Genomic DNA, 24077 nt, shown 5'->3' with positions numbered 1-24077 from the left:
AAATGGTTTTCCGGGCCGGCGGGGGCGCCCTGCTTCTAGGCTGTGACCAGGAACGACCGCGCCCCAGGAGGTCCCCATGCCCACTGCTGCCCGTCCGCCGGACTTCGCCGCGGCGCTGGCGGCCGGCCCGCTGGTGCTGGACGGCGGGATGTCGAACCAGCTGGTGGCGGCCGGGCACGACCTGTCGGACGCGCTCTGGTCCGCGCGGCTGCTGGCGGACGCGCCGGAGGCGGTGGTCGAGGCGCACCGGGCGTACTTCGCGGCGGGGGCCGAGGTCGCGATCACCGCGAGCTACCAGGCGAGCTTCGAGGGCTTCGCGCGGCGCGGGGTGGGCCGGGCGGAGGCGGCGCGGCTGCTGGCGCGCAGCGTGGAGCTGGCCCGGGAGGCGGCGCGGGCCGAGCCGGGCGGGCGGCGCCGCTGGGTGGCGGCCTCGGTGGGCCCGTACGGGGCGGTGCTGGCGGACGGTTCGGAGTACCGGGGCCGGTACGGGCTGAGCACGGCGGAGCTGGTGGCGTTCCACCGGCCGCGGCTGGAGGTGCTGGCGTCGGCCGGGCCGGACGTGCTGGCGCTGGAGACGGTGCCGGACGCGGACGAGGCGCGGGCGCTGCTGGAGGTGGTGCGCGGGCTGGGGGTGCCGGCCTGGCTGTCGTACAGCGTGGCGGGCGACCGGACCCGGGCCGGGCAGCCGTTGGCGGAGGCGTTCGCGCTGGCGGCGGAGGCGGACGAGGTGCTGGCAGTGGGCGTGAACTGCTGCACCCCGCAGGACGCCGACCGGGCGGTGGCGCTGGCCGCCGGGGTGACCGGCAAACCGGTGGTGGTGTACCCGAACAGCGGGGAGCGGTGGGACGCCGGGCAGCGGGACTGGCGGGGCGAGCCGACCTTCCGTTCGGCCCGGGTGGGCGGCTGGCTGGCGGACGGGGCGCGGCTGGTGGGCGGCTGCTGCCGGGTCGGGCCGGACGGGATCGCCGCGCTGGCGGCGGAGGTCGCGGTCCGCCGAGGACAGCTGGGCGGGACCGGGGACTGAGGGGCGCTCCGGCCCGGACGCGCGCCGACCCGGCGACGGGTTTCCGAGGGGGAAGGTGCACGGACGGCCGGTGGCCTGGCAGACTCGTGCCGTTATCACTGTGGTCGACAATGTCGACCGCCTGTCAGCGCGGAGGTACCCATGCCCGGCCCGATCCAGTCGCTCTCCCGGGCCGCCGCGATCATGCGCCTGCTGGCCGGCGGTGAGCGCCGCCTGGGCCTGTCGGAGGTCGCGACGGCGCTGGACCTCGCCAAGGGCACCGCGCACGGCATCCTGCGCACCCTTCAGCAGGAGGGGTTCGTCGAGCAGGACCCGGAGAGCGGCAAGTACCAGCTGGGCGCCGAACTGCTGCGGCTGGGCCAGAGCTACCTGGACGTGCACGAGCTGCGCGCGCGGGCGCTGGTGTGGGCGGACGACCTGGCCCGGGCGGCCGGCGAGACCGTCTACCTGGGGGTGCTGCACCAGCAGGGCGTGCTGATCGTGCACCACGTGTTCCGCCCGGACGACACCCGGCAGGTCCTGGAGGTCGGCTCGATGCAGCCGCTGCACAGCACCGCGCTGGGCAAGGTGCTGGTGGCCTACGACCCGGTCGCCCGTGGGGAGTTGGGCGACGGGCCGTACGAGTCGTACACCGTGCGGACGCTGACCGAGGCGGGCGACGTGGACGCCGAGTGCGCGCTGATCCGCGAGCGCGGCTGGGCCGACTCGATCGAGGAGACCTGGGAGGGCGTGGCCTCGATCGGCGCGCTGATCCAGGACCGGCGGCGCAACCCGGTGGGCGCCGTGTGCATCAGCGGCCCGGTGGAGCGGGTCTGCGAGGACGGCTTCGTGCGGCCCTCGCTGGTGGCCTCGGTGCGCAGCGCGGCGCGGGCGATCTCCCGCGACCTGGGCGCCGGGCGGTTCTAGCCGATTCACCCGACCGCGGACGGCGGTCACTTCGTCACGCTGAGGCGCGGACAGGCGGGAGGCCTGTCCGCGCCTTGGCGTTTTGCCCTGTTTTGGCGGGCTCCGCTGGGTAACTTCGAGGCAAGGGTCACAGCTGCGTAACCCCGCCTTGACGTGGGGGCGACCGGGGGAGGAAGCTTCCGCATGACGGTCGACATTGTCGAACGATGGCCGCGAAGATCGCTCCCACGATGCGCTCACCCGCACAGCGATCAGCCGGCCAGCCCGCCCCCACCCGCAACCTCCGGGCCATATGGACAAGGGAGTCTTTGTGTCCGCGTTCTCCAACGGCGACGTCTTCGTCGGCGAAACCCTCGGCACCGCCGCCCTGATACTCCTCGGCGGCGGCGTCTGCGCCGCCGTGACCCTCAAGAAGTCGAAGGCCGTCAACGCCGGTTGGCTGGCGATCACCTTCGGCTGGGGCTTCGCGGTCCTGATCGCCGCCTACATGTCCGGCTCCAAGTCCGGCGCCCACCTCAACCCGGCCGTCACCGTCGCCCTCGCCGTCAAGAGCGGCGACTGGAGCCAGGTGCCGCTCTACCTCGGCTCCCAGATGCTCGGCGCGATGATCGGCGCCGTCCTGGTCTGGGCCACCTACCTCGGCCAGTTCCAGGCCAACGAGGAGCCCACCCTGGGCATCTTCTCGACCGGTCCCGAGATCCGGAACCCGATCCAGAACGTGCTCACCGAGGTCATCGGCACCTTCGTGCTCTGCATGGCGATCCTCACCCTCAGCCCGGACCTCAAGGCCATGGGCACCCTGATCGTCGCCTTCACCGTCGTCGGCATCGGCCTGTCGCTCGGCGGTCCCACCGGCTACGCGATCAACCCGGCCCGTGACCTCGGCCCGCGCATCGTGCACTCGCTGCTGCCGATCCCGAACAAGGGCGGCTCCGACTGGTCCTACGCCTGGGTGCCGGTCGTCGGCCCGCTGATCGGCGGCGCGCTCGCCGGTGGCGTCTACAACGCCCTCTTCTAAAGCCCGGGTTCGAACCCCCGCGAACCCGGGGACTGACCAGGAACCGAGTCAGGCCCACCCACCCGATACCTCCTTCCCGAGCCGAGGACCCTCCATGACCACCACTGGCAACTACATCGCCGCGATCGACCAGGGCACCACCTCCAGCCGCTGCATCATCTTCGGCGCCGACGGCCGGATCGTCTCCGTCGACCAGCAGGAGCACCGGCAGATCTTCCCCCAGCCCGGCTACGTCGAGCACGACGCCGCCGAGATCTGGACCCGGGTGCAGTCGGTCGTGCGCGGTGCGCTGGAGAAGGCCGGTCTGACCAAGGACGACATCCGCGCGATCGGCATCACCAACCAGCGCGAGACCACCGTCCTGTGGGACAGGAACACCGGTGAGCCGGTGCACAACGCGCTGGTCTGGCAGGACACCCGCACCGAGGCGCTCTGCCGCGAGCTGGGCCGCAACGTCGGCCAGGACCGCTTCCGCCGCGAGACCGGCCTCCCGCTGGCCAGCTACTTCGCCGGCCCGAAGATCCGCTGGCTGCTGGACAACGTCGAGGGCCTGCGCGAGCGCGCCGAGGCCGGCGACATCCTGTTCGGCACCATGGACACCTGGGTGATCTGGAACCTCACCGGCGGCGTCAACGGCGGCAAGCACGTCACCGACGTCACCAACGCCAGCCGCACCATGCTGATGAACCTCAACACGCTGGCGTGGGACGAGAAGATCGCCGACTCGATGGGCGTGCCGCTGGCCGTCCTCCCGGAGATCCGCTCCTCCGCCGAGGTCTACGGCGAGGCCGTCGGCGACCTGGCCGGCGTCCCGGTCGCCGCCGCGCTCGGCGACCAGCAGGCCGCGCTGTTCGGCCAGACCTGCTTCGACGAGGGCGAGGCCAAGTCCACCTACGGCACCGGCACCTTCCTGCTGCTCAACACCGGCGAGAAGATCGTCAACTCGTACCACGGCCTGCTGACCACCGTCGGCTACCGGATCGGCGACCAGAAGCCGGTCTACGCCCTGGAAGGCTCGATCGCCGTCACCGGCTCGCTCGTCCAGTGGCTGCGCGACCAGCTCGGCATCATCTCCACCGCCGCCGAGATCGAGACCCTCGCCAACACCGTCGAGGACAACGGCGGCGCCTACTTCGTCCCGGCCTTCTCCGGCCTGTTCGCCCCGTACTGGCGCTCCGACGCCCGCGGTGTGATCGCCGGTCTGACCCGGTACGTCACCAAGGGCCACCTGGCCCGGGCCGTCCTGGAGGCCACCGCCTGGCAGACCCGCGAGGTCGTCGACGCCATGCAGAAGGACTCCGGGGTCGAGCTCACCGCCCTCAAGGTCGACGGCGGCATGACCAGCAACAACCTGCTCATGCAGAACATCGCCGACGTCCTGGACGCCCCGGTCGAGCGCCCGTACGTGGCCGAGACCACCGCCCTCGGCGCCGCCTACGCGGCCGGTCTCGCCGTCGGCTTCTGGAACGACCTCGACACCCTGCGGGCCAACTGGCACCGCGCCGCCGAGTGGACCCCCCGCATGGACGAGGCCACCCGGGAGCGCGAGTACAAGAAGTGGCTCAAGGCCGTGGAGCGCACCATGGGCTGGGTGGAGGAGGACGAGAACAACTGACCGACAAGCCGGTCGGGGCCCTGCGGCCCCGGCCGGCCGCCCGCTGTCCGAACAGCTGGTGTCACCGGTTTCACCGGCCCGCCGCACCGGGCCGACCGGCCCCGCCACCGGGGCCACAACGCACACGAGAGGAGTAACGGCGCCGCCCGACCACGCGCGCCGTACACAACCACCATGGCAACCATCCCGACCCTGGGCGCCGAGCGCACCGCCGGCCGCACCGCCTCCCGCGCCGAGACCCGTGAGCTGCTCGGCAAGGCGACCTACGACCTGCTGGTGATCGGGGGCGGCATCCTCGGCACGGCCGTCGCCTGGACCGCCTCCCAGGCCGGCCTGAAGGTCGCCATGGTCGACGGCGGCGACTTCGCCGGCGCCACCTCCAGCGCGTCCTCCAAGCTCGTCCACGGCGGCCTGCGCTACCTGCAGACCGGCGCCGTCAAGCTCGTCGCCGAGAACCACAAGGAACGCCGCGCCCTCGCCACCGATGTCGCGCCGCACCTGGTCAACCCGCTGACCTTCTTCGTCCCGGTCTACAAGGGCGGCCCGCACAGCGCCCCCAAGCTCGGCGCCGGCGTCTTCCTGTACTCCGCGCTGTCCGCCTTCCGCGACGGCATGGGCCGGGTCTCCACCGCCGCCCACGCCGCCCAGCAGGTGCCCGCGCTGCGCACCGAGGGCCTGCGCTCGGTGGCCGTCTACGGCGACCACCAGATGAACGACTCGCGCGTCGCCGTGATGACCGTGCGCGCCGCCGTCGACGCCGGCGCCGTCGTGCTCAACCACGCCGAGGTCACCGGCCTGCGCTTCACCGGCGGCCGGGTCACCGGCGCCGAGGTGCGCGACCGCCTGGACGGCACCGAGTTCGGCGTCAACGCCCGCCTGGTGCTCAACGCCACCGGCCCGTGGGTCGACCACCTGCGCCGGATGGAGGACGCCGGCGCCGCGCCGTCGATCCGCCTCTCCAAGGGCGCCCACGTCGTCGTCAAGCGCCGCGCCCCGTGGCGCGCCGCGCTGACCATCCCGATCGACAAGTACCGCGTCTCCTTCGCCATCCCGTGGGAGGACCACGTCCTGCTCGGCACCACCGACGAGGAGTACACCGGCGACCCGAAGGACGTCCGGGCCACCGACGCGGACATCGACCAGATCATGGGCGAGGCCGCGCACGCCATCCGCGACGAGCACCTCGACCGCAGCCTGATCACCTACGCCTTCGCCGGCCTGCGGGTGCTGCCCGGCGGCCCGGGCGACACCGCCGCCGCCAAGCGCGAGACGGTCGTCACCGAGGGCAAGGGCGGCATGCTGTCCGTCGCCGGCGGCAAGTGGACCACCTACCGGCACATCGGCCGCACCGTCCTGGAGAAGCTGGCCCACGTGCCCGGCACCTCCCTCGGCGAGGACATGTCCCCGATCGCCCCGACCGTGCCGCTGCCCGGCGTCGGCGCCCCGAACGCCGTCGCGCACCGGCTGCTGATCGACCGCGAGCCGGGCAACCGGATGGAGCCGCTGGTCGCCAAGCACCTGGCCAGCCACTACGGCACCCTGTCCTTCGAGATCGCCCGCCTGATCGACGAGAACCCCGAGCTCGGCCGCCCGATCCACGAGGACGGTCCGGACGTCTGGGCGCAGGTCGCCTACGCGGCCGACAACGAGTGGGCGTACACCGCGGACGACGTGCTGCGCCGCCGCACCACGATGACGGTGCGCGGGCTCGACACCCCGGAGATCCGGGACGAGGTGGACGCCTTCCTGGCGAAGCGCGCCGGTAAGTGACGGCTGTGACGGTCGCACACCTCTGAGTGATGCTCCGCTGAACCCCCGTGGGCCCCGCGGGGGTTTTGCCGTCCCCGGTTCTGTGCTGTGCTGGAAGGACCCGCACCCCGGGAGAGCACCATGCGCACCGTCCAGCACCCCGCCGTCGAAGGCCGACCGCTGCGGACGGGGGTGCTGATGCCCGCCCGCGACCTCGCCGTCGCGTGGTCGCTGATCGCCCTGATCGCCGTGCTGGCCTGGCTGTTCACCGTCGGGCAGGCGCTCGACATGGGCGTGGAGCCGGGCACCATGGGCATGGCGCTGCCGCTGTTCCTGCTGCTCTGGGTGGCCATGATGGCGGCCATGATGCTGCCCTCCGTCGCCCCGGTGGCGGTGACCTGGGCCAAGGGCATCGCCCGTCAGTCCACCGGCGCGGTACGGGCGGTGCGCACCACCGGGTTCCTCGGCGGGTACCTGCTGGTCTGGGGCGCGTTCGGGCTGCTCGCGTACGGCGGGCTGGCGCTCACCGGCCACCTGGTCGACGACCACCCGGACGCCGGGCACTGGATCGGGGCCGCCGCGTACGCGCTCGCCGGGCTCTACCAGCTCGGCCCGCTCAAGTACGTCTGCCTGCGGCACTGCCGCAGCCCGATGGCCCAGCTGATGCACTACGCCGGCTACCGCCCGCCGCTGCGGGACCTGCGGGTCGGGCTGCACCACGGCGCGTACTGCCTGGGCTGCTGCTGGGCGCTGATGCTCGCGCTGGTGCCGCTCGGCGTGATGAACGTGGCGGCGATGGCCGGGCTGGCCGTGCTGATCTTCCTGGAGAAGCTGTGGCGGTACGGGCCGCAGCTGGCACGGGTGGCCGGGATCGCGTTCCTGGCACTGGCGGTGGTGTCGCTGTTCCAGGGCTGGCCGCTGCCGGGGCTGCAACCGAGCGGGGACATGGGGATGTGACAGGGGATGCGGAGGGGGCGGCCCGGCTGTCGGCCCGGCCGCCCCGACGGTGACTCAAGCGGGTCACTCACGCGGCTCACTCACACGCGTGGGCTCACACCCGCCCCTTGGTAGCTCCCGCCTCCCGCTCGCTGCTGAAGACGAAGTCGTGTCAGATGAGCAGGCTGAGCGGCATGATCAGGGCGATCGCAACGACCGAGATCACGGTCTCCATCACCGACCAGGACTTCAGGGTCTGCCCGACGCTCATCCCGAAGTACTCCTTCACCAGCCAGAAACCGGCGTCGTTGACGTGCGAGAAGAACAGCGAGCCGGCGCCGATCGCGAGCACCAGCAGGGCCGCGTGGGTCGAGGACATGGTGGCAGCGAGCGGGGCGACGATGCCCGCCGCGGTGATCGTGGCGACCGTCGCCGAGCCGGTCGCCAGACGGATCAGCACGGCGATCAGCCAGCCCAGCAGCAGCGCCGAGATGTGCCACTTGCTCGACCACTCGCTGACCGCGTTGCCGACGCCGACGTCGATCAGGGTCTGCTTGAAGCCGCCGCCCGCGCCGACGATGAAGACGATGCCGGCGATCGGGCCGAGCGAGCGGCCGACCGTGTCGGAGATCCGGGCCTTGTCGAAGCCGGCCGCCCGGCCGAGCGTCAGCATGCCCAGCAGGGTCGCCGCGAGCAGGGCGATCAGCGGCGAGCCGATGAAGTCGAAGACCCGCTGGCCGAGCGCCTTCGGGTCGTCGATCACGACGTCGGCGAGCGCCTTGCCGAGCATCAGCACGACCGGCAGCAGGATGGTCACCAGGACGGCGCCGAAGGACGGGGTGCGCTCGTGCCCGGCCGTCTCCTCGGGGGCGGTGGCCGCCGGGATCTCCAGCGGGCCGACCCAGCGCTCGGCGAGCCGGGCGAACAGCGGACCGGCCACGATCAGGGTCGGGACGGCGATCAGCAGGCCGAGCGCCAGGGTCACCCCGAGGTCGGCCTTCAGCGCGTCGACCGCCACCAGCGGGCCCGGGTGCGGGGGCACCAGGCCGTGCAGCACCGAGAGGCCGGCCAGTGCCGGGATGCCGATCCGGATCAGCGGCACGTTGCCGCGGCGGGCCACCAGCAGCACGATCGGGATCAGCAGGACGACGCCGACCTCGAAGAACAGCGGCAGGCCGAGCACCGCCGCGATCAGCGCCATCGCCCAGGGCAGCGCCTTGTTGCCGGTACGGGCCAGCACGGTGTCCGCGATGATGTTGGCGCCGCCGGAGTCGGCGAGCAGCTTGCCGAGCATCGCGCCCAGCCCGATCAGCAGGCCGACGCCGGCCACGGTGGCGCCGAAGCCGGTCGAGAAGCTGGTCAGCAGCTTGTCGAACGGGGCGCCGGCGACGGCGGCCAGCAGGCCGGAGCCGAGGGTGAGGGCGAGGAAGGGGTGCAGCTTCAGCCGGGTGATCAGCAGGACGATCGCACCGATGCTGAGCAGGACCGCGACCAGCAGCTGGGAGTCGCTGCCGGTGTGCGGCAGGGCCGGTGGGGCGGCCGCGAGGAGGGTGGGGGACATTACGCCAGGTCTCCATTGACCGGCCGCAGCAGCGCCGCGGCCATCTCGACGAGTTCTTCGGGGGACGGGCCGACGTCCAGGACGGCGCCGCGCTCGTCCGCGCCCAGGGGTTCCAGGGCGGCGTACTGCGAATCGAGCAGCGACGGCGGCATGAAGTGGCCGGTGCGGTGGGCGAGCCGGTCCTCGACCAGCTCGTGACCACCGCTGAGGTGCAGGAAGAAGGCACCGGGGCAGGCCGCGCGCAGGGTGTCGCGGTAGCGGTGCTTCAGCGCCGAGCAGGTGACCACACCGCCGGTGCCGGCCTCGGCCCGTTCCCCCAGCCAGGCGCCGACGGCCCGCAGCCAGGGGGCGCGGTCCTCGTCGTCCAGCGGGATCCCGGCCGACATCTTGGCGATGTTGGCGGCGGGGTGGAAGTCGTCCGCCTCGGCGAAGGGGAGGTCGAGGCGAGCGGCCAGCAGGCGGGCCAGGGTGGTCTTGCCGACACCGGAGACGCCCATCACCACGACCGTGGGAGGGGCTGCCGGGAGGTCGTGGTTCTCGACGCTGAGAGCCATGGGTGGTGCTCCTTCGTTGCCTGGCCGCCACTATCGCCCTAAAGATATGACGTATTCAAGTGCCGGAAACCAAATCGTCATACTTTTGCGGCCGGGGGCCGCGGCGGCGAGAGGTGACGGCGTCGGCCGTGGGGCCGCCGTCTAGGCTGGGCGGATGGAGATCCAGGGGCTGCCCGGCCGACTGCTTGACGAACTCGGGCCGGCGATCGCGTCCGGCGAGATCCCCGAGGGCGCGGTGCTGCGCGGGGAGGAGCTGGAGGGGCGGTTCGGGGTGTCCCGGACGGTGGTCCGGGAGGCGGTGCGGATCCTGGAGGGGATGCGCATGGTGGCGTCCCGGCGGCGGGTCGGGATCACCGTGCAGCCGAAGTCCCTGTGGGACGTCTTCGACCCGATGGTGATCCGCTGGCGGCTGGCCGGCGCGGACCGCCCGGCCCAGTTGCGCTCGCTCGGCTCACTGCGGGTGGCCGTCGAACCGGCCGCGGCCGCGCTCGCCGCGGTGCACGCGAGCGATGACGACCGGCGTGAACTGAGCGCACTGGCCGTCGAGTTGACGGTGTCGGCGCGGGCGGCCGACCTGGCCACCTTCCTCCGGCACGACATCGCCTTCCACGCCACCGTGCTGCGGGCCTCCGGCAACGAGATGTTCGCGCACCTCGGCGACACCGTCGGGGCGGTGCTCACCGGCCGGACCGAGTACCATCTGATGCCCCATCAGCCGGAGCCGTACGCGATCCGGCTGCACCGCGAGGTCGCGGAGGCGGTCTGCGCGGGCGACGCCGACCGGGCCGAACAGGCGATGCGGACCATCGTCACCGGCGCGCTGGCGGAGCTGAACCAGCAGCTGGGCTGACGGCTCACGGACCCACGGCTGACGGCTCCACGGGCTGGCGACTCCAGGACTGACGGCTCCACAAACCGGGCTGGATCACACGATTTGGCGTCAGTTCGGTGAATTCGGACGCATGGTCCGCCTCCGGTGGGGCAGAGTTCGCACCGGGGGCGCATTTCGCGTGCGCCCGTCCCGTGTCCGCCGCCGTCGTCGCGCCTGGGGGTCGCTCGATGTCCGTGCCACGCCGCCGTCGCCGCCTGCCCGACGAGGTGCGCGCCGCCGCCGTCCGGGCCGTGCTCTGCCTGTCCTTCACCCTGGTCGGGGTGGTGGTGGCGACGCTGGCCTCGTACGCGGGGAGTTGGCTGATGACGCCCGCGCTGATGGCGATGGGGCTCGGGGTGTTCGGCACCATGTGGTGCCTGCTGGAGATCCTGATCTCGCGCCAGGTCGCCGCGCAGCGGCTGCGGGCGGCCGAGGAGGCGGCCGCCCGGACGGCGGGCGCGTGGACGGCGGGCGCGTGGCCGGCGCCGGTGCGGCCCGCGCCGGGCCCCTCGCCCGCCCTGCCGCCGCTCCCCCGCCCCGGCGGGCCGCCGCGCCCGCAGCCGCGGATGCCCACCGCATAGGGCCGGGTTCAGCTCTCGGGGACGGCCCGGTAGTGGGTGGTGAGCCGGCGGTCGCCGTCCAGGACGTGGAAGGCGAGCATCGGCGGCTGGTCGAAGGAGATGCCCCGCCCGCCCTCGCAGGGCAGCGTGACGGTGGAGACCACGCCCGGCGCGACCAGCACCGGCAGCCCGGCGAAGGTGGTGGCGGCGCCGGTGTGGGAGTGGCCGCAGAGCAGCGCGGCCACCCGGGGGTGCCGGCGCAGGACCCGGGCCAGGCCTGCCTCGCCGAACTGGCGGACCCGGTCGACGGTGGGGATGTGCAGTTCGACCGGCGGGTGGTGGAAGGCGACCAGCGCCGGCAGGTCGGTGCGGCCGCCCGCGAGCCTGGCGTCCAGCCAGTCCAGCGTCTCCTCGTCGAGCCGGCCGTCGTCCCGGCCCGGTATCGACGAGTCGAGCATCAGCACGTCCGCGCCCGGCAGTTGGTGCAGCCGGTTGATCGGCCCCTCCCCCGGGACCTCGCCGAGCAGCACCTCCCGGTACGGCGCCCGGCGGTCGTGGTTGCCGGGGCAGGTGAGCACCGGGTGCCGGGAGGCCAGCACCTTGGCGACCTGCTCGTACTCGCCGGGCAGGCCGTGGTCGGCGAGGTCGCCGGTGACCAGCACCGCGTCGAGCGGGCCGGGCAGGGCGTTGAGGTACGCCATCACCTGCCCGGCCCGCCGCCGGGCGCGCCTACCGCCGTCCCGGCGGTGCTCCTGGCCGAGGTGGATGTCACTGAGGTGAGCGATCGTCAGCATGCCCGCCACGCTAGCCAGTTCAGGGTTGCACCGGTACCTCGGCGGGGCGCTTGAACATCCGGGTGGCGGTGATCTCGCCGTGGATCGCCGGGCCGTCCGGGTCCTGCGGGGCGGGCAGGCCCGGCCGCAGGTGCTCCTCCACCGAGATGTACTTGAGGCCGGCCCGCAGATCGGCGTCGTTGCGCAGCCGGATCACCAGCGGGAACTCGGCCAGCGCGGTGGTGTCGAACAGGCCGGTGGTGTAGATCAGTTGGACGCCGAGGGCGTCGGCCACGGCCCGCTGGAGCTCCAGCAGGTAGGTGGCGTTGGCGCGGCCGATCGGGTTGTCCAGGAACAGCGTGCCGGCGTGCCGCAGCTGGGACTGGCCGCGGTCGTTGGCGCGCAGCGCCGCCATGGTGCAGTAGAGCGCGATGGCGGCGGTGAGCAGCTGGCCGCCGGAGAAGACGTCGGACATCTGGCCGACGCCGACCCGCTCGGCGCGCAGCACCGCGTCCGGCTTGAGGATCTCGACGCTGACGCCCTTGGGGCCGATCGCGGCGGCGACCCCGCGCAGCAGCAGGGACATGCCGTCGCGGCGCAGGTCGCTGTTCTTCTTGACGGCGGCCCGGGTCGCCTCGTCGATCACCTCGCCCAGGCGCTCGACCAGGGTGGCGTGGTCCGGGTCCTCGAAGCGGATCCGCAGGAACTCCTGGCCGGACCACTCCCCCAGGCCCTCGGGCAGCCGCGACAGCCGCTGGGCGGCGCGCAGCGTGGTGAGCGAGGACTCCACCAGGCCGCGCAGCCGGTCGACGATCGAGCCGCGGTTCTTCTCCAACTGGGCGAGTTCGTCGGTGAGCACGCGCAGCCGGGGGGCGAAGGCGGCGGCCCAGGCGGCGGCGTGCTCGGGCAGCGCGGAGGCGGGCAGCTCGCGGATCTGCTGGCGGGCCGGGGTACGGACGGCCTCGTAGCGGGCGGCGTTGGCGTGCCGGACCAGGGCGTCGGAGGCGTCGCGGACGGCGAGTTCGGCGGAGGACAGCTCGCCGGCCGCGGTGCGCAGGGTGCGGCGGGCCTCGGTGGCGGCGGTCCGGGCGTCCGGCAGCGAGCCGAGGTAGGGCTCGACCGGCTGGCCGTCGTCCTCCGGGTGCTCGCGCAGGCCGTCGCGGAGCTGGCCGGCCAGTTCGTCGAACGCGGCGGCGGCGGACTGCGCGGAGTCGAAGGTGCGCTGGAGGTCGGTCAGCGCAGTGCGGGCGGCGTCCAGGGCCTCGCGGCGTTCGGCGAGCCGGCTGGTGGCGGTGCGCAGCAGGGCCTGGGCGTGCTCGGGGTCGGTGGGGACGAGGTCCTCGGGCAGCTCGGTGTGGGCCTCGCCGTCGGCGGGGGCGGAGCGTTCGGCCTCGCCGCGCAGGCGGCCGAGCTGCTCGCTGGCGGCGGCGGAGCGGGCCTCGATGGTGGCGACCAGCTCCTCGGCGCGGGCGGCGGCGGCCTGGCGGGCGGGGCCGTCGGCGCCGTCGGGGCTGGAGAGCAGCTCCTCGGCGCGGGTGCGCACCTTGTTGGTGAGGCGGTCGAGTTCGGCCGCGGCGGCGGCCTCGTCGCCCTCGGCGCGGGCCTGCTCGGCGCGCAGGTCGGCGCCGACGCCGACCTTCTCGTACAGCTGGGAGGCGGCGCGATAGGCCTCGCGCAGGGCGGGCAGGGCGGCGGGCGCGGTCTCGGCGGGCTCGTCGGACTGCTCGGCGGCCGGGATCTCGGCGCGTTCGGCGCGGAGGGCGCGCGCGGTGCGGCGGGCGTCGTCGGCGGCGCGCTGGGCGGCGCGGCGGTCCTCGTCGCAGGTGCGGGCGCGTTCGGCGCGGACGGCCTGGCGGCGGTCGCACTCGGCGGCGTCCTCGGTGAGTTCGCGCTGGCGGCGGGCCCAGGTGGCGCGTTCGCGCAGCCGGAAGGCGAGGCCGGAGAGGGCGTCGGCGCGGCGGCGGGCGCGCTGGGCGGCCTCGCGGTGCTCCTCGTGGGCGGAGGCGGCGGCGGCGTGGTCGGTCTCGGCCTCGTCGTGCTCGGCGCGCAGGGTGGTGAGGGTGGCGGCGGCCTGCTCGGCGTGCGCGCGGGCGGCCTCGGCGGCGGCGGCGAGTTCGGCGAGGGTGCCGGGCGGGCAGGACGCGTGCCAGGAGGCCAGGCGGGCGGCGAGGGCCCGGTCGGCGCCGAGGCGGGCGGCGAGTTCGCGGATGTGCTCCTCGCGGGCGGCGGCCCGGGCGCGCAGTTCGCGGCGCTCGTCGTCGGCGGCGGACTCGTCGTGCATGGCCGGGTTCGGCGGCACCAGGAAGAAGGCCGGCTCGTCGGTGATCGGCGCGATCAGCGCGGCGGCGGCGCCGACCGCGACGGTGGAGCGGGGCAGCAGGGCGGCGGACTGCAGGGCCTCGCGGGCCCGCTCCAGCGAGCCCGCGTCGGTGACGACCACGCCGTCGACGAGTTCGGGCCGGGCGGCGAGGATCGCCTCGTGGTCGGCCGGGTCGACCGACTGGGCGAGGTAGCGCCAGCCGGGCAGGGCGGGGATGCCGTGCTCGCCGAGGAACTCGACGGTGGCCAGGACGTCCGGGCCGGGCGGCAGCAGCCCGCCGTCACCGAGGGCGGCGAGGATGCGGGAGTCGTCGGCGGCGGCGGTGCGCAGGTCGAAGAGGGTGCGCTCGGCGGTGGCGATGGACTCGTCGAGGAGTTCGCGCAGGTACTCGGCGTTGCGGTCGAGGACGGCGGGGGTGAGGAAGCCGGCGCCCTCCTCGGCGCCCTCTTGGTACGGCGTCAGGGAGAGCAGGTCGGCGAGCCGCGGCTCGGTGGCGAGCAGGGCGGCGGTGCGCTGCTCGGCGGCGAGCGCCCGGCCGGCGGCCTTGCGGGCGTCCCCGGCGCGTTCGGCGGCGAGTTCGGCGCGGCCGGTGGCGGCGGAGGTCTCGCGCAGCCGGGCCGCGCAGGCCTCGGCCGCGGTACGGGCCTGGGCGAGCGCGGCGCTGGCGGCCTGCTCGACGTCGGCGGCGTGCAGCGCGGCCCGGGCGGGGTCGACGTCGCCGTCGGAGTCGATGAAGCCGGCCTGGACGGCGGCCTCGGTCTCCTGCTCGACCTCGGCGAGGCGCTGGCGCAGGTGCTCGGCCTCGCTGCGGGCCTTCTGGGCGGCGGTGGCGGCCTCGGTGGCGTCGGACTGGGCCTTGGCGCCGTCCTCCTGGAGCTCGCCGGCGCGCTCCTCCTCGGTGTCGGCGCGGGCCTCGGCGGCCGCGGCGGCGGCCTCCAGGGCGCGGGCGAGGGCGGTGGCGGCGCGGGCGCGGGCGGCGAGCGCGGGGGCGGCGTCCAGCTCGGCCTCGCGGATGGCGGCGGCGACCCGGGCGACCCGGTCGGCGGCGGCGCGCTGGCGCAGTACCGCCTCGGCGGCCTGCCAGGCGGAGTGCAGGGTGCGGGCGTCGATGAGTTCGCGGCGCAGCGCGGCGGCGTCGGCGGTGGCGGCGGCCAGGCCCAGGGTGGCGTGCCGGTGGGTGAGTTCGGCGGTGATCAGGGTGTGCCGTGTGCGGTCGGCCTCGGCGGCGGTGACGGCGCTCGCGGCGGCGGCGACCTCGATCGCGAGGTCCTGGGCACGGTCGCGTTCGGCGGCGGCGCGGGAGGTGAGGGCGTGGGCGAGGCGGCGGGAGCGGCGCTCGGCGGTGCGGTGGGCCTCGCGGACGCTCTCGCGGGCGCCGGTGGCCTCGACGATGCGTTCCAGCAGGTCCAGGGAGCCCGCGGTGAAGTCGCGTTCGGCGGTGAGTTCGGCGCGGCGGCCGAGCTTGGCGGCGAAGCCGTGGACGAGGTCGGCAAGGCCGTCGGTGTCGCGGGTGTCGGTGACGGCGCGCAGCAGCAGGTCGGTGAAGTCGCTGTCGTGCTTGACCGCGAAGAGGCCGGCGGCCTCGCCCTCGTCGGCGTTCATCTCGCGCTGGTAGCGGAAGAGTTCGGGGTCGAGGCCGAGTTCGCCGAGGTGTTCGGTCCAGCGGTCGTGGCCGTCCTCGAAGACCAGGTCGAGGTGGGGGTGGGCCTTGCCGGCCTCGGTGAGGGCGTCGCGGAAGCCCTTCATGGTGCGGCGGCGGCCGCGGGCCTTCTGGTCGCCGGCCAGGCTGACCCGCTCGGCGACCGGCAGCGAGTCCAGGGTGAGGCCGGGGCCGGGGCGGAAGGAGTACCAGGTCTCGGCGAACTTGCGCGGGTCGGAGGAGACCTGGCGGCCGCGCCACTCGCTGACCTTGCCGACCACGATCAGCTCGCCGGTGACGGTGTGCTGCCACTCCAGGGCGACGTGGCCGCAGTCGTCGGCGAGCAGGAACTTGCGCAGCACGCCGGAGCTGGCGCCGCCGAGGGTGTTGCGGTGGCCGGGAAGCATCACCGAGAAGATCAGCTTGAGCAGGACGGACTTGCCGCCGCCGTTCTCCAGGAAGAGCACGCCGGCCGGGGCCGGGCGGCGGACCGGGCCCTCGGTGTCCTCGCCGAACAGGCCGATCTGCTGCGGCGCCGGGTCGGCGACCGGCTCGCCGACGCCGCGCAGGTCGAGCACCGTGTCGGCGTAGCGGGCGCCGGCCGGTCCGATCGAGTAGAGGCGGACCCGGTTGAGCTCGTACATGTGCGGCGGTTCTCCGTGGCTTCCGTGACGGGGGGTTGGTCAGAGCGAGTGGAACGGCAGGCCGGCGTCGGCGACCAGCTCGTCGCCGGTGTCCGGGGGCAGCAGGCTGGCGGTGCCGTCGGACACCGGGACGACGCCGAGGTCGAGCAGTTCGGCCATCGCGGCGCTGCCGGCCAGGTCGCGGACCTGGAGCTGGTAGCGGGCGGTGGTGCGGTAGGTGCCGCCGGAGTCGTCGGAGACCTTCTGCAGGAAGCCGGAGTCGACCAGGAACAGCACCGCCTTGGCGACGATGCCGATGGTGGAGCCGGACAGCCGGCGGGCGTCCTTGGTGGCGCCGGTGGCGGTGCGCCGGGCCCAGACCCGCCAGGCGGCCTCCAGGCCGGGGGCGTCGGACTGCGGGTCGGTGTTGTCGCCGGCGGCGTCGGCCTGCTCCTCCAGACGGCGGCAGGCCTGGCGGACGAAGGAGTCGACGCCGTTGACGGTGATCCGGCCGAGGTAGCCGTCGTCGGCGAGGTCCTCGGGGCGGGGGAAGGCCATCGCGGCGACGGCGAGGTGGGCCAGGCCGTGCAGGAAGCGGTCGGTGGACTCGGAGGCGGCGCGGCGCGAGTAGTCGCCCATCCGGACGGCGAACAGCGAGTCCTCGGCGGCGGCGACGGCCATGCCGGCCCGCGGGGAGACCTCCAGGACGACCAGGCCCATGCCGGTGGCGACGGCGTCGGCGAGCCGGGCGAACGGCGGGTCCTCGCGGTGGCGGCGGACGAGTTCGGCGTACTCGGCGTCGCGGGCGGGGAGCAGCTTGGCCTGGAGGCCGAAGGAGACCAGCCGGGCGGCGTCGGCGACATCGGCCGGGGTGATCGGCGCGGGGGCCGCGGGTTCGGTCTCGGCCGCCCAGGACGTGTCGTGGTGGGTCGTCACGGGCGGTGCTCCTCGGGGCTGTTGCGGGGTGATCTGGCGGTACGGGTGGGGCTGGTGGCGGGTCGGGGTCGGGCCCCGTCGGCCGGGTGGTGCCGGTGCTGGGTCGGGGTCGGGCCCCGTCAGCCGGCGTCCTTGCGGTCGGCGGCCATGCCGACCGCGTCGAGCAGGGCGCTGCCGACGATCAGGTCGGCGCCGCCGAACTCCGGGTCGCGCAGCGGGGTGCCGTCGTCCACGGCGAACAGCAGGCGCTCCTCGCCCTGCCGGTAGGCGGTGCCGACCGGCGGGCTGGCGGCGTGGACGGCCAGCAGGGCGACCAGGTAGGGCAGGTCCGGGTCCTGTTTGCGGGCCTCGGCGAGCAGGCCGGAGAGCCGGCGCGGGGCGTCGGCGGGCAGGTCGAGCAGGACCAGGGCGGCCTCCAGCTGGGCTTCGGAGAAGCGGCTGTCGTCCGGGGTGGCGACCAGGTCCGGGTCGGGCAGCTCGGCGCCGAGGTGCTCGCGCTCGACGGGCGGGGTGAGCAGCAGGTCGACCAGGTCGGCGACCCGGACGGAGGCGGGGGTGCGCAGACCGGCGCCGCGGGCGAAGAAGGCGTCGGTGGGGCGGACGGCCTGCTCGACCGGCAGTCGCAGCACCGGGGCGAGCAGCTGCCCGTACAGGTCGACACCGCTGCGGGCGCCGGGGGTGGCGAAGGCCTGCCGGTCCTGCTCGGCGCGGAACAGCGGGCCGGCCTCCAGCAGGCGGGTCTGCAGCTTGGTGTGGCGGCGGATGCAGTCCTTGACGATGTCGAGCAGCTCGGCGGCGCGGCGCTTGTGCTCGGCCCCTTCGGCGGTGTGCGGCTCGGCCTCGTCGCGGGCCTTGCGGATGTTGGTGAGAATCGCGTTCTCGTGCCGGTAGCGGTCGGCGATGTGGTCCAGCGCCTCGTCGATGAGGTCGGGGATGGTGCGCATCCAGTCGACCGCGCGGACGTTGCGACGGGTGGCGTCCAGGGCGCGGCGCAGCGTCTCGGCGTACTGGACGGTGCGGTAGCGGGCCTGCTCGGCGGCGAGCTGGGCGTCGGCCAGGCGGCCGCGGCGGATCAGCACCTCCAGCTTGACCTCGGCGGCGATCTGGGCCGAGGTGACGTCGGTGTCGAGCGCGCCGACCAGGACGTTGACCGCCTCGTCGGTGGTGCGCAGGTAGACGCCGCCGTCGGGGCCGGGGACCTCCTCGATCAGCTTGAAGTCGTAGTCGCGCCGGACGTACGCGCCGTCCGCGCCGAAGGTGCCGTAGACGGCGCGGAAGCCGCGGTCCACGCTGCCGACGTTGATCAGCGACTCCAGCACCCAGCGGGCGACCCGCTCGTGCTCGGCGGCGGGGCGGCCGACCGCCTGGGCGGCGACCCGGGGCAGCAGCCGGGCGAGCACTATCTCGCGGTCGGCCCCGGTGTCGAAGTCCATGTGCAGGGTGACCAGGTCGATCGCGGCGAGGCCGACCTCGGCCATCGCGTAGCCGCCGTACTCGCCGGCCAGGTTGACCTTGCGGCTGTCCAGGTCGTGCAGCGGGGCGGTGCAGGCCAGCGCCTTGAGCCGGCGGGCCAGGCCCTCGTCGGCGGCGGGGCCGGGCGCGGGCCGTACGGCGGCGGGCCCGGCGGGCGGCCGGAGGCCGTGCTCGGTGGGCGGGTCTGCGATGGCGGTCACGGTGGACAAGATTAGAGGTTCGCACCGACATCGACCGAAACGAGCCTTGCGGGTGGGCGGAGCGGCAGGCCAGTGGCGGTGCGCGGAGCCGATTCAGAACGGGATTCCGCCATTCCCGAACCGGCATTCGAGAAAAGCGTGAGGGCGGCGCGGTAGTTCGGTGATGATCGACCCATGATCACCCGACTGGCAAAAGCGGGCCTCGCCGCCGCGCTGTCCGTGACCACCCTCGCAGCCGGGGCCGCCGGTGCCACGGCAGCCACGGCCGCCACGGCCACCGCCGCATCGAGCTCGGCACAGCACGTGACCGTCTCCCTGAACGGCTACCTCCCCAGTACGACCCCGCCCGGCCCCGGCCAGTTCTCGGTCGGCTGGACCTCCGCCGGCACCCAGGACCTCACCGGGCCGACCCACATCACCGTCGACCTGCCGCCGGGGCTGACCACCGACGGCGCGATGTTCTACTCCACGCCGTACGACTACACCTTCACCGAGACCGTCTCCCCCGACGGCCGCCACCTGGAGGCCGTCCTCGTCGCCACCCGGACGCCCGGCCGCTACGAGTTCATGAAGCTGAAGGTGTACGGCAACGGCACCCAGCAGTCGACCGGCCGGATCGTCGCGACGGTGGGCAACCCCAACGACACCGACCCGACCGGGCACATCGCCGTCGCCACCCTGGACGGGAGCACGCCCGCTCCGGTCGTCCAGGCGCCGCCGGCCGTCGCCGGTCTGGACACCGCGACCGGCCCGGGCGCGGGCGGCACCGCGGTGACCGTCAGCGGAAGCAACCTGACCCACGGCATGGTGCTGGTCGGCGGCGTCCCGGCGCCCGGCAGCTGCACCGACACCGCGTGCACGGTCACCACGCCCGGCGGCTCGGGCAGCGCGCCCGTCAGCGTGGTGACACCCGGCGGCACGGCCGCGGCGCCGGTCACCTTCGACTACACCGGCGCCGCTCCCCCGGCGCCGCCCGCGCCCGTGGTCACCTCCCTGACCACCACCGGCGGCCCGGCCGCCGGCGGCACGCAGACGTACGTCATCGGCACCAACCTGACGTACGGGACGGTGACGTTCGGTGGTGTGCCGGGCCTGCACACCTCCTGCGGCCCGAAGTTCTGCTCGGTGACCGCGCCGCCGGCCGCCGGCCCCGGCCCGGTGAGCGTCGTGGTGACGACGGCGGGCGGGACCAGCGCGCCGGTGACGTACACGTACACCGCGTAGCCGCCCGCTCCGATGCCCGGGCCCCCGAGGGTGCCCGGGCATCGGTGCGTCCCGGGGCCTCCCCGATCGAGTTGAACACGTTCAAAAGGTGGGTCTAGAGTCGGTCCCGCAGAGACGGGACAAGGCCCCGCCTCCTCTTCGGCATGGAGGTTCGCGACATGGACGGCGACTCGACGGTCATCCTCCGGAAGGTCCGACGGTGGCTCCGGATCTTCGTGGTCTGCCTGGTGCTGAGCGGCCTGACCGCCTTTCCGCTGGAGACCGAGACCCGGTGGCTGGCGGAGCTCGCGTCCGGACCGGCGGCGCCGCTGACCGACCATTTCCCCGCCGTGCTGGAGTGGACCGAGCGGATCCGCACGGGCGTCACCGAGACCAATGCGCGCTACCCCTTCCTGGCCTACGGCACCGACTGGCTCGCCTTCGCGCACCTGGTGATCGCGGCCGCGTTCTGGGGGCCGATCAAGGACCCGGTGCGCAACATCTGGGTGATCCGCTGGGCCGTCCTGGCGTGCGGCGCGATCATCCCGCTGGCGCTGGTCTGCGGGCCGATCCGGGGGATCCCGCTCTACTGGCGGTTTGTCGACATGTCGTTCGGGGTCATTGGGGTGATCCCCCTGCTGATCGTGCTCCGGGCGCTGCGGCCGCTGGAACGTTCCGCCCGGCAGGCACCGGCCACCGCCTGATACCGGGCGGGACTCGGATGGTCGAAGGGCACTGCTTGGGGGCGCGCGGCAGAGGGGCGCGCGCCCCCGGGCGGTCCGGCCTCCGGGTCACGAACACCGGCCTTCACGGACAGGCCCTACCATCTGGCTCAACAGCTGCTGGGAGGCGGACGGGCGTGGCCGATGCGGTGATCGATCTCAATGCGGACCTCGGTGAGGGGTTCGGACGCTGGACGCTGACCGACGACGAGGCGCTGCTGTCCGTGGTGACCAGCGCCAACGTCGCCTGCGGCTTCCACGCGGGGGATCCGTCGACCATGCGCCGGGTCTGCGCGCTGGCCGCCGAACGCGGCGTCCGGATCGGCGCCCAGGTCTCCTACCAGGACCTCGCGGGCTTCGGGCGCCGCGCGATGGACGTCCCCCCGGAGGAGCTCGCCGACGAGATCGCCTACCAGATCGGCGCCCTCCAGGTGTTCGCCCGCGCCGCCGGCTCCCGGGTCTCCTACGTCAAGCCGCACGGCGCCCTCTACAACCGAGTGGTCACCGACTCCGAACAGGCCGAGGCGGTCGTCGCCGGCGTGCTGCGGGCCGGGGCGGTCTGCGACGGGCCGCTGCCCGTGCTCGGCCTGCCCGGCTCCCGGCTGCTCGAGGTCGCCGAGGGCGTCGGGCTGCCCGTCGTCACCGAGGCGTTCGCCGACCGCGCGTACACCTGGACCGGCACCCTCGTCCCGCGCCGCGACCCGGGCGCCGTGGTGCACGACCCCGAATCGGTGATCACCCGCGCCGTCGGCATCGCCCGGGACCGCGCGCTGGAGGCGGTCGGCGGCGAGCGGATCGCCGTCGAGGCCCGCTCCCTGTGCGTCCACGGCGACACCCCCGGCGCCGCCCAGCTCGCCTGGCGGATCCGCGGCGCCCTCGCCTCCGCCGGCGTCCGGGTGGAGGCCTTCACGTGACGTCCGGCGCCACCGGCGGGGAGACCGGCGGCACCGGCGGAGCACCGGGCGTCACCGTCCGGCGCGTCGGCGAGCGCGCGCTACTGGTCGAACTCGCCGACGCCCCCGCGGTCACCGCGCTCTACGCCCGGCTGCGGGCGGAGCAGGCGGCGGGCACGCTCGGCGGGGTCGAGGAGATCGTCCCGGCCGCGCGCACGGTGCTGCTGGACGGCGTCACCGACCTGACCGCCCTGGCCGCGCGGCTGCGCACCGCCCCGGCGGCCGCGGTCGCGCCGACGACCGGGCCGCTCGTCGAGGTCCCGACCGTGTACGACGGCACCGACCTCGGTGAGGTCGCGGCGCTGTGGGGGGTGTCCGAGGAAGCGGCCGTGCGGATCCACACCGGGCCCGAGTACGCGGTGGCGTTCTGCGGCTTCGCCCCCGGCTTCGGCTACCTCAGCGGCCTGCCGCCGCAGTACGAGGTGCCGCGCCGGACCACCCCGCGCAGCGCCGTCCCGGCCGGCTCGGTCGCCCTGGCCGGCCCGTACACCGGCGTCTACCCGCGCTCCTCCCCCGGCGGCTGGCAGCTGCTCGGGCGGACGGCGCTCGCGCTCTGGGACACCGGGCGCGAGCCGGCCGCACTGCTGGCGCCGGGGGTGCGGGTCCGGTTCACGGCGGTACGGGGCTGACGGGGGCGACGGGGCTGACGGGGTTGGCGGGACGGGTCGAGGCGCGGACGGCACGACGGGAAGACGGGGCCGGTGCGTGAGCTGCTGGTGGTGCGGCCGGGGCCGCTGACCAGCGTTCAGGACCTCGGGCGGCGGCGCGGCGTCGCCCACCTCGGAGTGCCCAGGGCCGGAGCGCTTGACGAACCGGCGCTGCGGGCGAACCGGCTGGTCGGCAACGGCCCGGGGGTCCGAGGCACCTCGGCGAGGCCGGCGGGACCTCAACGGGCATTGCGCGCGCTCCTCTTCGATTTCGGTCAGGCCTGGTCGGCGAGCGCGACGGCGGCCGCCGCGGCGAAGCCCTCGGGGTTGTCGAGCATGATGTTGTGCCCACTGTCCGGGACGGCCGCCAGGTGCACGCCCGCGGCGCGGAGCCCGTCGGCGCCCTCGGGTTCGCCGTCGGCTTCGGGGTGCAGGAAGGTGCGCGGGAGGTCGAGGTCGAGCAGCAGCTCGCGCACGGTCGGAACGGTGCCGCGGGCCAGGTTGACGGCGCTGCGGTGCAGCGCCTCGGGGCCGGCCAGGCGCATCGTGGCCCACCAGAACGGACCGACCCACTCGGCGACCTGCTCCCGCCCGCCGGCCAGGAACTCCGCCTCGGTGAAGGTCGCGATGCCGCTGCTGCCGGGGCGCCGGGCGGGGGTGACCGGGTCCAGGTTGGAGTCCACCAGCAGAAGCCTCGCCACCAGCTGCGGGTGCCGGTGGGCGAGGACGACGGCGACCGCGCCGCCCATGCTGTGGCCGACCACCTCGACGCCGGACAGGCCCTCGGCGGTGAGGGCGGCGGCGACCGCGTCGGCGTGCTCCTCCAGGGAGTACCCGAAGTCGACGGGCCGGTCGCTGATGCCGAAGCCCAGCAGGTCGAGCAGCAGCGAGCGCCGCCCGGCGAGCAGCGGGTGCGCGGCGGCCGCGGCGAAGTAGACCGGCGAGGTGGCGCCGAGGCCGTGCAGGTAGAGCCGGGCGGGTTCGGCGCCGGGCAGTTCGATCCAGCGGATCAGGTCGCCGTTCGGGGTGACGGGGGCGTGGCGCATCACGGAACTCCTCGGGTGCGGAACCGGGCGGAACACGGAAGACCATACATCGGCATCGAGGTATAGCAACACCGATATATCTCACCACCGACATACCCACGTACCGAGGGACGGGTCTGGGAGAGTGAACCCATGCTGAAGCTCGCGATCCTCGGATTCCTCCACGACCGACCCCTGCACGGCTACGAGCTGCGCCGCCACCTCGCCGCGCTCACCGGCCACGTCCGCCCGATCAGCGACGGCACGCTCTATCCCGCGATCAAGCGCCTGGAGACCGACGGACTGCTCGTCCGGGAGACCGAACCCGGCACCACCGCCGCGCCCCGGCACACCCTGCACCTCACCGCGGCCGGCCGGACGGCCCTGCTCGACCGCCTGCGCGACCCCGAGCCGCTCGACATCAGCGACGAGAACCGGTGGTTCACCCTGCTCGCCTTCCTCCGCCACCTCGACGACCCCACCGCCCAGGCCGCCGTCCTGCGCCGCCGGCTGGCCTTCCTCGCCGAACCGGCGAGCTTCTTCTACGACGGCGACCGGCCGATCGGTGCCGAGGAGTTCACCGACCCCTTCCGGCGCGGGCTGCTGCTGATCGCCCGCGCCACCACGGAGGCCGAACGCGCCTGGCTGGACGCGACGCTGGCCGAGCTCGGCGGATAGCAGCACGCAGGGGACGCGCGAAGGCCGCGGCCGGGGCCGGGGGGGGTGGCGGGAGCGGCCCGGGCCGGGGCGCGGGGCGGGGGGGGGGCGC

At 74.5% G+C, this 24077-nt stretch carries 20 protein-coding genes and 1 pseudogene; 14 read left to right on the top strand and 7 right to left on the bottom strand.

Going from position 1 to position 24077, the window contains the following annotated elements:
* The first annotated feature begins 76 nt into the window (after window positions 1-76).
* The 6 genes from mmuM to ABTY15_RS36250 all read left to right on the top strand — a co-directional run bounded on the left by mmuM (window position 77) and on the right by ABTY15_RS36250 (window position 7269).
* A complete protein-coding gene (gene mmuM / locus ABTY15_RS36275) occupies window positions 77-1024 on the top strand; it encodes a homocysteine S-methyltransferase (protein ID WP_350605377.1) in 948 nt (315 codons plus the stop codon).
* A 141-nt stretch (window positions 1025-1165) separates the two neighbouring features.
* Entirely contained in the window at window positions 1166-1930 is a 765-nt protein-coding gene (locus tag ABTY15_RS36270) for an IclR family transcriptional regulator (RefSeq protein ID WP_350605375.1), read from the top strand.
* Window positions 1931-2222: 292 nt separating this feature from the next.
* Window positions 2223-2948 carry an MIP/aquaporin family protein gene (locus tag ABTY15_RS36265; protein WP_502893673.1) on the top strand — a complete coding sequence of 242 codons (726 nt, stop codon included), beginning with the start codon at window positions 2223-2225 and terminating at the stop codon, window positions 2946-2948.
* A gap of 94 nt (window positions 2949-3042) precedes the next feature.
* Complete coding sequence (glpK, locus tag ABTY15_RS36260; RefSeq protein ID WP_350605371.1) at window positions 3043-4563, top strand: glycerol kinase GlpK; 1521 nt, start codon at window positions 3043-3045, stop codon at window positions 4561-4563.
* A 174-nt stretch (window positions 4564-4737) separates the two neighbouring features.
* Window positions 4738-6333 carry a glycerol-3-phosphate dehydrogenase/oxidase gene (locus ABTY15_RS36255; RefSeq protein ID WP_350605368.1) on the top strand — a complete coding sequence of 532 codons (1596 nt, stop codon included), beginning with the start codon at window positions 4738-4740 and terminating at the stop codon, window positions 6331-6333.
* Window positions 6334-6453: 120 nt separating this feature from the next.
* Complete coding sequence (locus tag ABTY15_RS36250) at window positions 6454-7269, top strand: DUF2182 domain-containing protein (RefSeq protein WP_350605366.1); 816 nt, start codon at window positions 6454-6456, stop codon at window positions 7267-7269.
* Window positions 7270-7420: 151 nt separating this feature from the next.
* Here the strand turns inward: ABTY15_RS36250 and ABTY15_RS36245 are convergent, their stop codons facing one another.
* The gene (locus tag ABTY15_RS36245; protein ID WP_350605364.1) at window positions 7421-8809 is read right to left on the bottom strand and encodes a GntT/GntP/DsdX family permease; all 1389 of its coding nucleotides are present in this window, start codon (window positions 8807-8809) and stop codon (window positions 7421-7423) included.
* Window positions 8809-9363: a gluconokinase gene (locus ABTY15_RS36240; RefSeq protein ID WP_350605362.1), complete on the bottom strand. Its 555-nt coding sequence runs from the start codon at window positions 9361-9363 to the stop codon at window positions 8809-8811. The genes ABTY15_RS36245 and ABTY15_RS36240 overlap by 1 nt, the downstream gene beginning before the upstream one ends.
* 154 nt (window positions 9364-9517) lie before the next feature.
* Between ABTY15_RS36240 and ABTY15_RS36235 the strand changes: the two genes are divergently transcribed.
* Window positions 9518-10213, top strand: a complete 696-nt coding sequence (locus tag ABTY15_RS36235; protein WP_350605359.1) for a FadR/GntR family transcriptional regulator — start codon at window positions 9518-9520, stop codon at window positions 10211-10213.
* 209 nt (window positions 10214-10422) lie between these two features.
* Window positions 10423-10815: a hypothetical protein gene (locus ABTY15_RS36230; protein WP_350605357.1), complete on the top strand. Its 393-nt coding sequence runs from the start codon at window positions 10423-10425 to the stop codon at window positions 10813-10815.
* 8 nt (window positions 10816-10823) lie between these two features.
* Here the strand turns inward: ABTY15_RS36230 and ABTY15_RS36225 are convergent, their stop codons facing one another.
* The 4 genes from ABTY15_RS36225 to ABTY15_RS36210 all read right to left on the bottom strand — a co-directional run bounded on the left by ABTY15_RS36225 (window position 10824) and on the right by ABTY15_RS36210 (window position 18758).
* Entirely contained in the window at window positions 10824-11588 is a 765-nt protein-coding gene (locus ABTY15_RS36225) for a metallophosphoesterase (protein WP_350605356.1), read from the bottom strand.
* A 19-nt stretch (window positions 11589-11607) separates the two neighbouring features.
* Window positions 11608-16170, bottom strand: coding sequence for a hypothetical protein (locus tag ABTY15_RS36220; RefSeq protein WP_350605353.1), 4563 nt, complete (start codon window positions 16168-16170; stop codon window positions 11608-11610).
* Between the two features lie 39 nt (window positions 16171-16209).
* Window positions 16210-17085 (bottom strand): hypothetical protein, encoded by an 876-nt coding sequence (locus ABTY15_RS36215; RefSeq protein WP_350605352.1) that lies wholly within the window; start codon window positions 17083-17085, stop codon window positions 16210-16212.
* A 119-nt stretch (window positions 17086-17204) separates the two neighbouring features.
* Window positions 17205-18758 carry a hypothetical protein gene (locus tag ABTY15_RS36210; protein WP_502893672.1) on the bottom strand — a complete coding sequence of 518 codons (1554 nt, stop codon included), beginning with the start codon at window positions 18756-18758 and terminating at the stop codon, window positions 17205-17207.
* A 174-nt stretch (window positions 18759-18932) separates the two neighbouring features.
* Here ABTY15_RS36210 and ABTY15_RS36205 point away from each other — a divergent pair, with 174 nt between their 5' ends.
* The 5 genes and pseudogenes from ABTY15_RS36205 to ABTY15_RS36185 form a co-directional block, all read left to right on the top strand.
* On the top strand, window positions 18933-19982 hold the full coding sequence (locus tag ABTY15_RS36205; protein ID WP_350605350.1) for an IPT/TIG domain-containing protein: 1050 nt from the start codon (window positions 18933-18935) through the stop codon (window positions 19980-19982).
* A gap of 143 nt (window positions 19983-20125) precedes the next feature.
* A complete protein-coding gene (locus ABTY15_RS36200) occupies window positions 20126-20665 on the top strand; it encodes a hypothetical protein (protein ID WP_350605348.1) in 540 nt (179 codons plus the stop codon).
* A 155-nt stretch (window positions 20666-20820) separates the two neighbouring features.
* The gene (locus tag ABTY15_RS36195; protein WP_350605346.1) at window positions 20821-21597 is read left to right on the top strand and encodes a LamB/YcsF family protein; all 777 of its coding nucleotides are present in this window, start codon (window positions 20821-20823) and stop codon (window positions 21595-21597) included.
* Window positions 21594-22265 (top strand): 5-oxoprolinase subunit PxpB, encoded by a 672-nt coding sequence (gene pxpB / locus ABTY15_RS36190; protein WP_350605343.1) that lies wholly within the window; start codon window positions 21594-21596, stop codon window positions 22263-22265. The genes ABTY15_RS36195 and pxpB overlap by 4 nt, the downstream gene beginning before the upstream one ends.
* Before the next feature lie 72 nt (window positions 22266-22337).
* A pseudogene (locus tag ABTY15_RS36185) lies at window positions 22338-22487 on the top strand (allophanate hydrolase subunit 2 family protein); the annotation flags it as partial.
* 71 nt (window positions 22488-22558) lie between these two features.
* Here the strand turns inward: ABTY15_RS36185 and ABTY15_RS36180 are convergent.
* Entirely contained in the window at window positions 22559-23329 is a 771-nt protein-coding gene (locus ABTY15_RS36180) for an alpha/beta fold hydrolase (RefSeq protein ID WP_350605340.1), read from the bottom strand.
* A gap of 132 nt (window positions 23330-23461) precedes the next feature.
* On the opposite strand from ABTY15_RS36180, the gene ABTY15_RS36175 reads away from it, so the two are divergent.
* The gene (locus ABTY15_RS36175) at window positions 23462-23986 is read left to right on the top strand and encodes a PadR family transcriptional regulator (protein ID WP_350605337.1); all 525 of its coding nucleotides are present in this window, start codon (window positions 23462-23464) and stop codon (window positions 23984-23986) included.
* Window positions 23987-24077 lie beyond the last annotated feature (91 nt).

The organism is Kitasatospora sp. NPDC097643, assembly GCF_040302625.1.
Classification (GTDB): Bacteria; Actinomycetota; Actinomycetes; order Streptomycetales; family Streptomycetaceae; genus Kitasatospora.
This window is presented reverse-complemented; position numbering and strand designations above follow the sequence as displayed.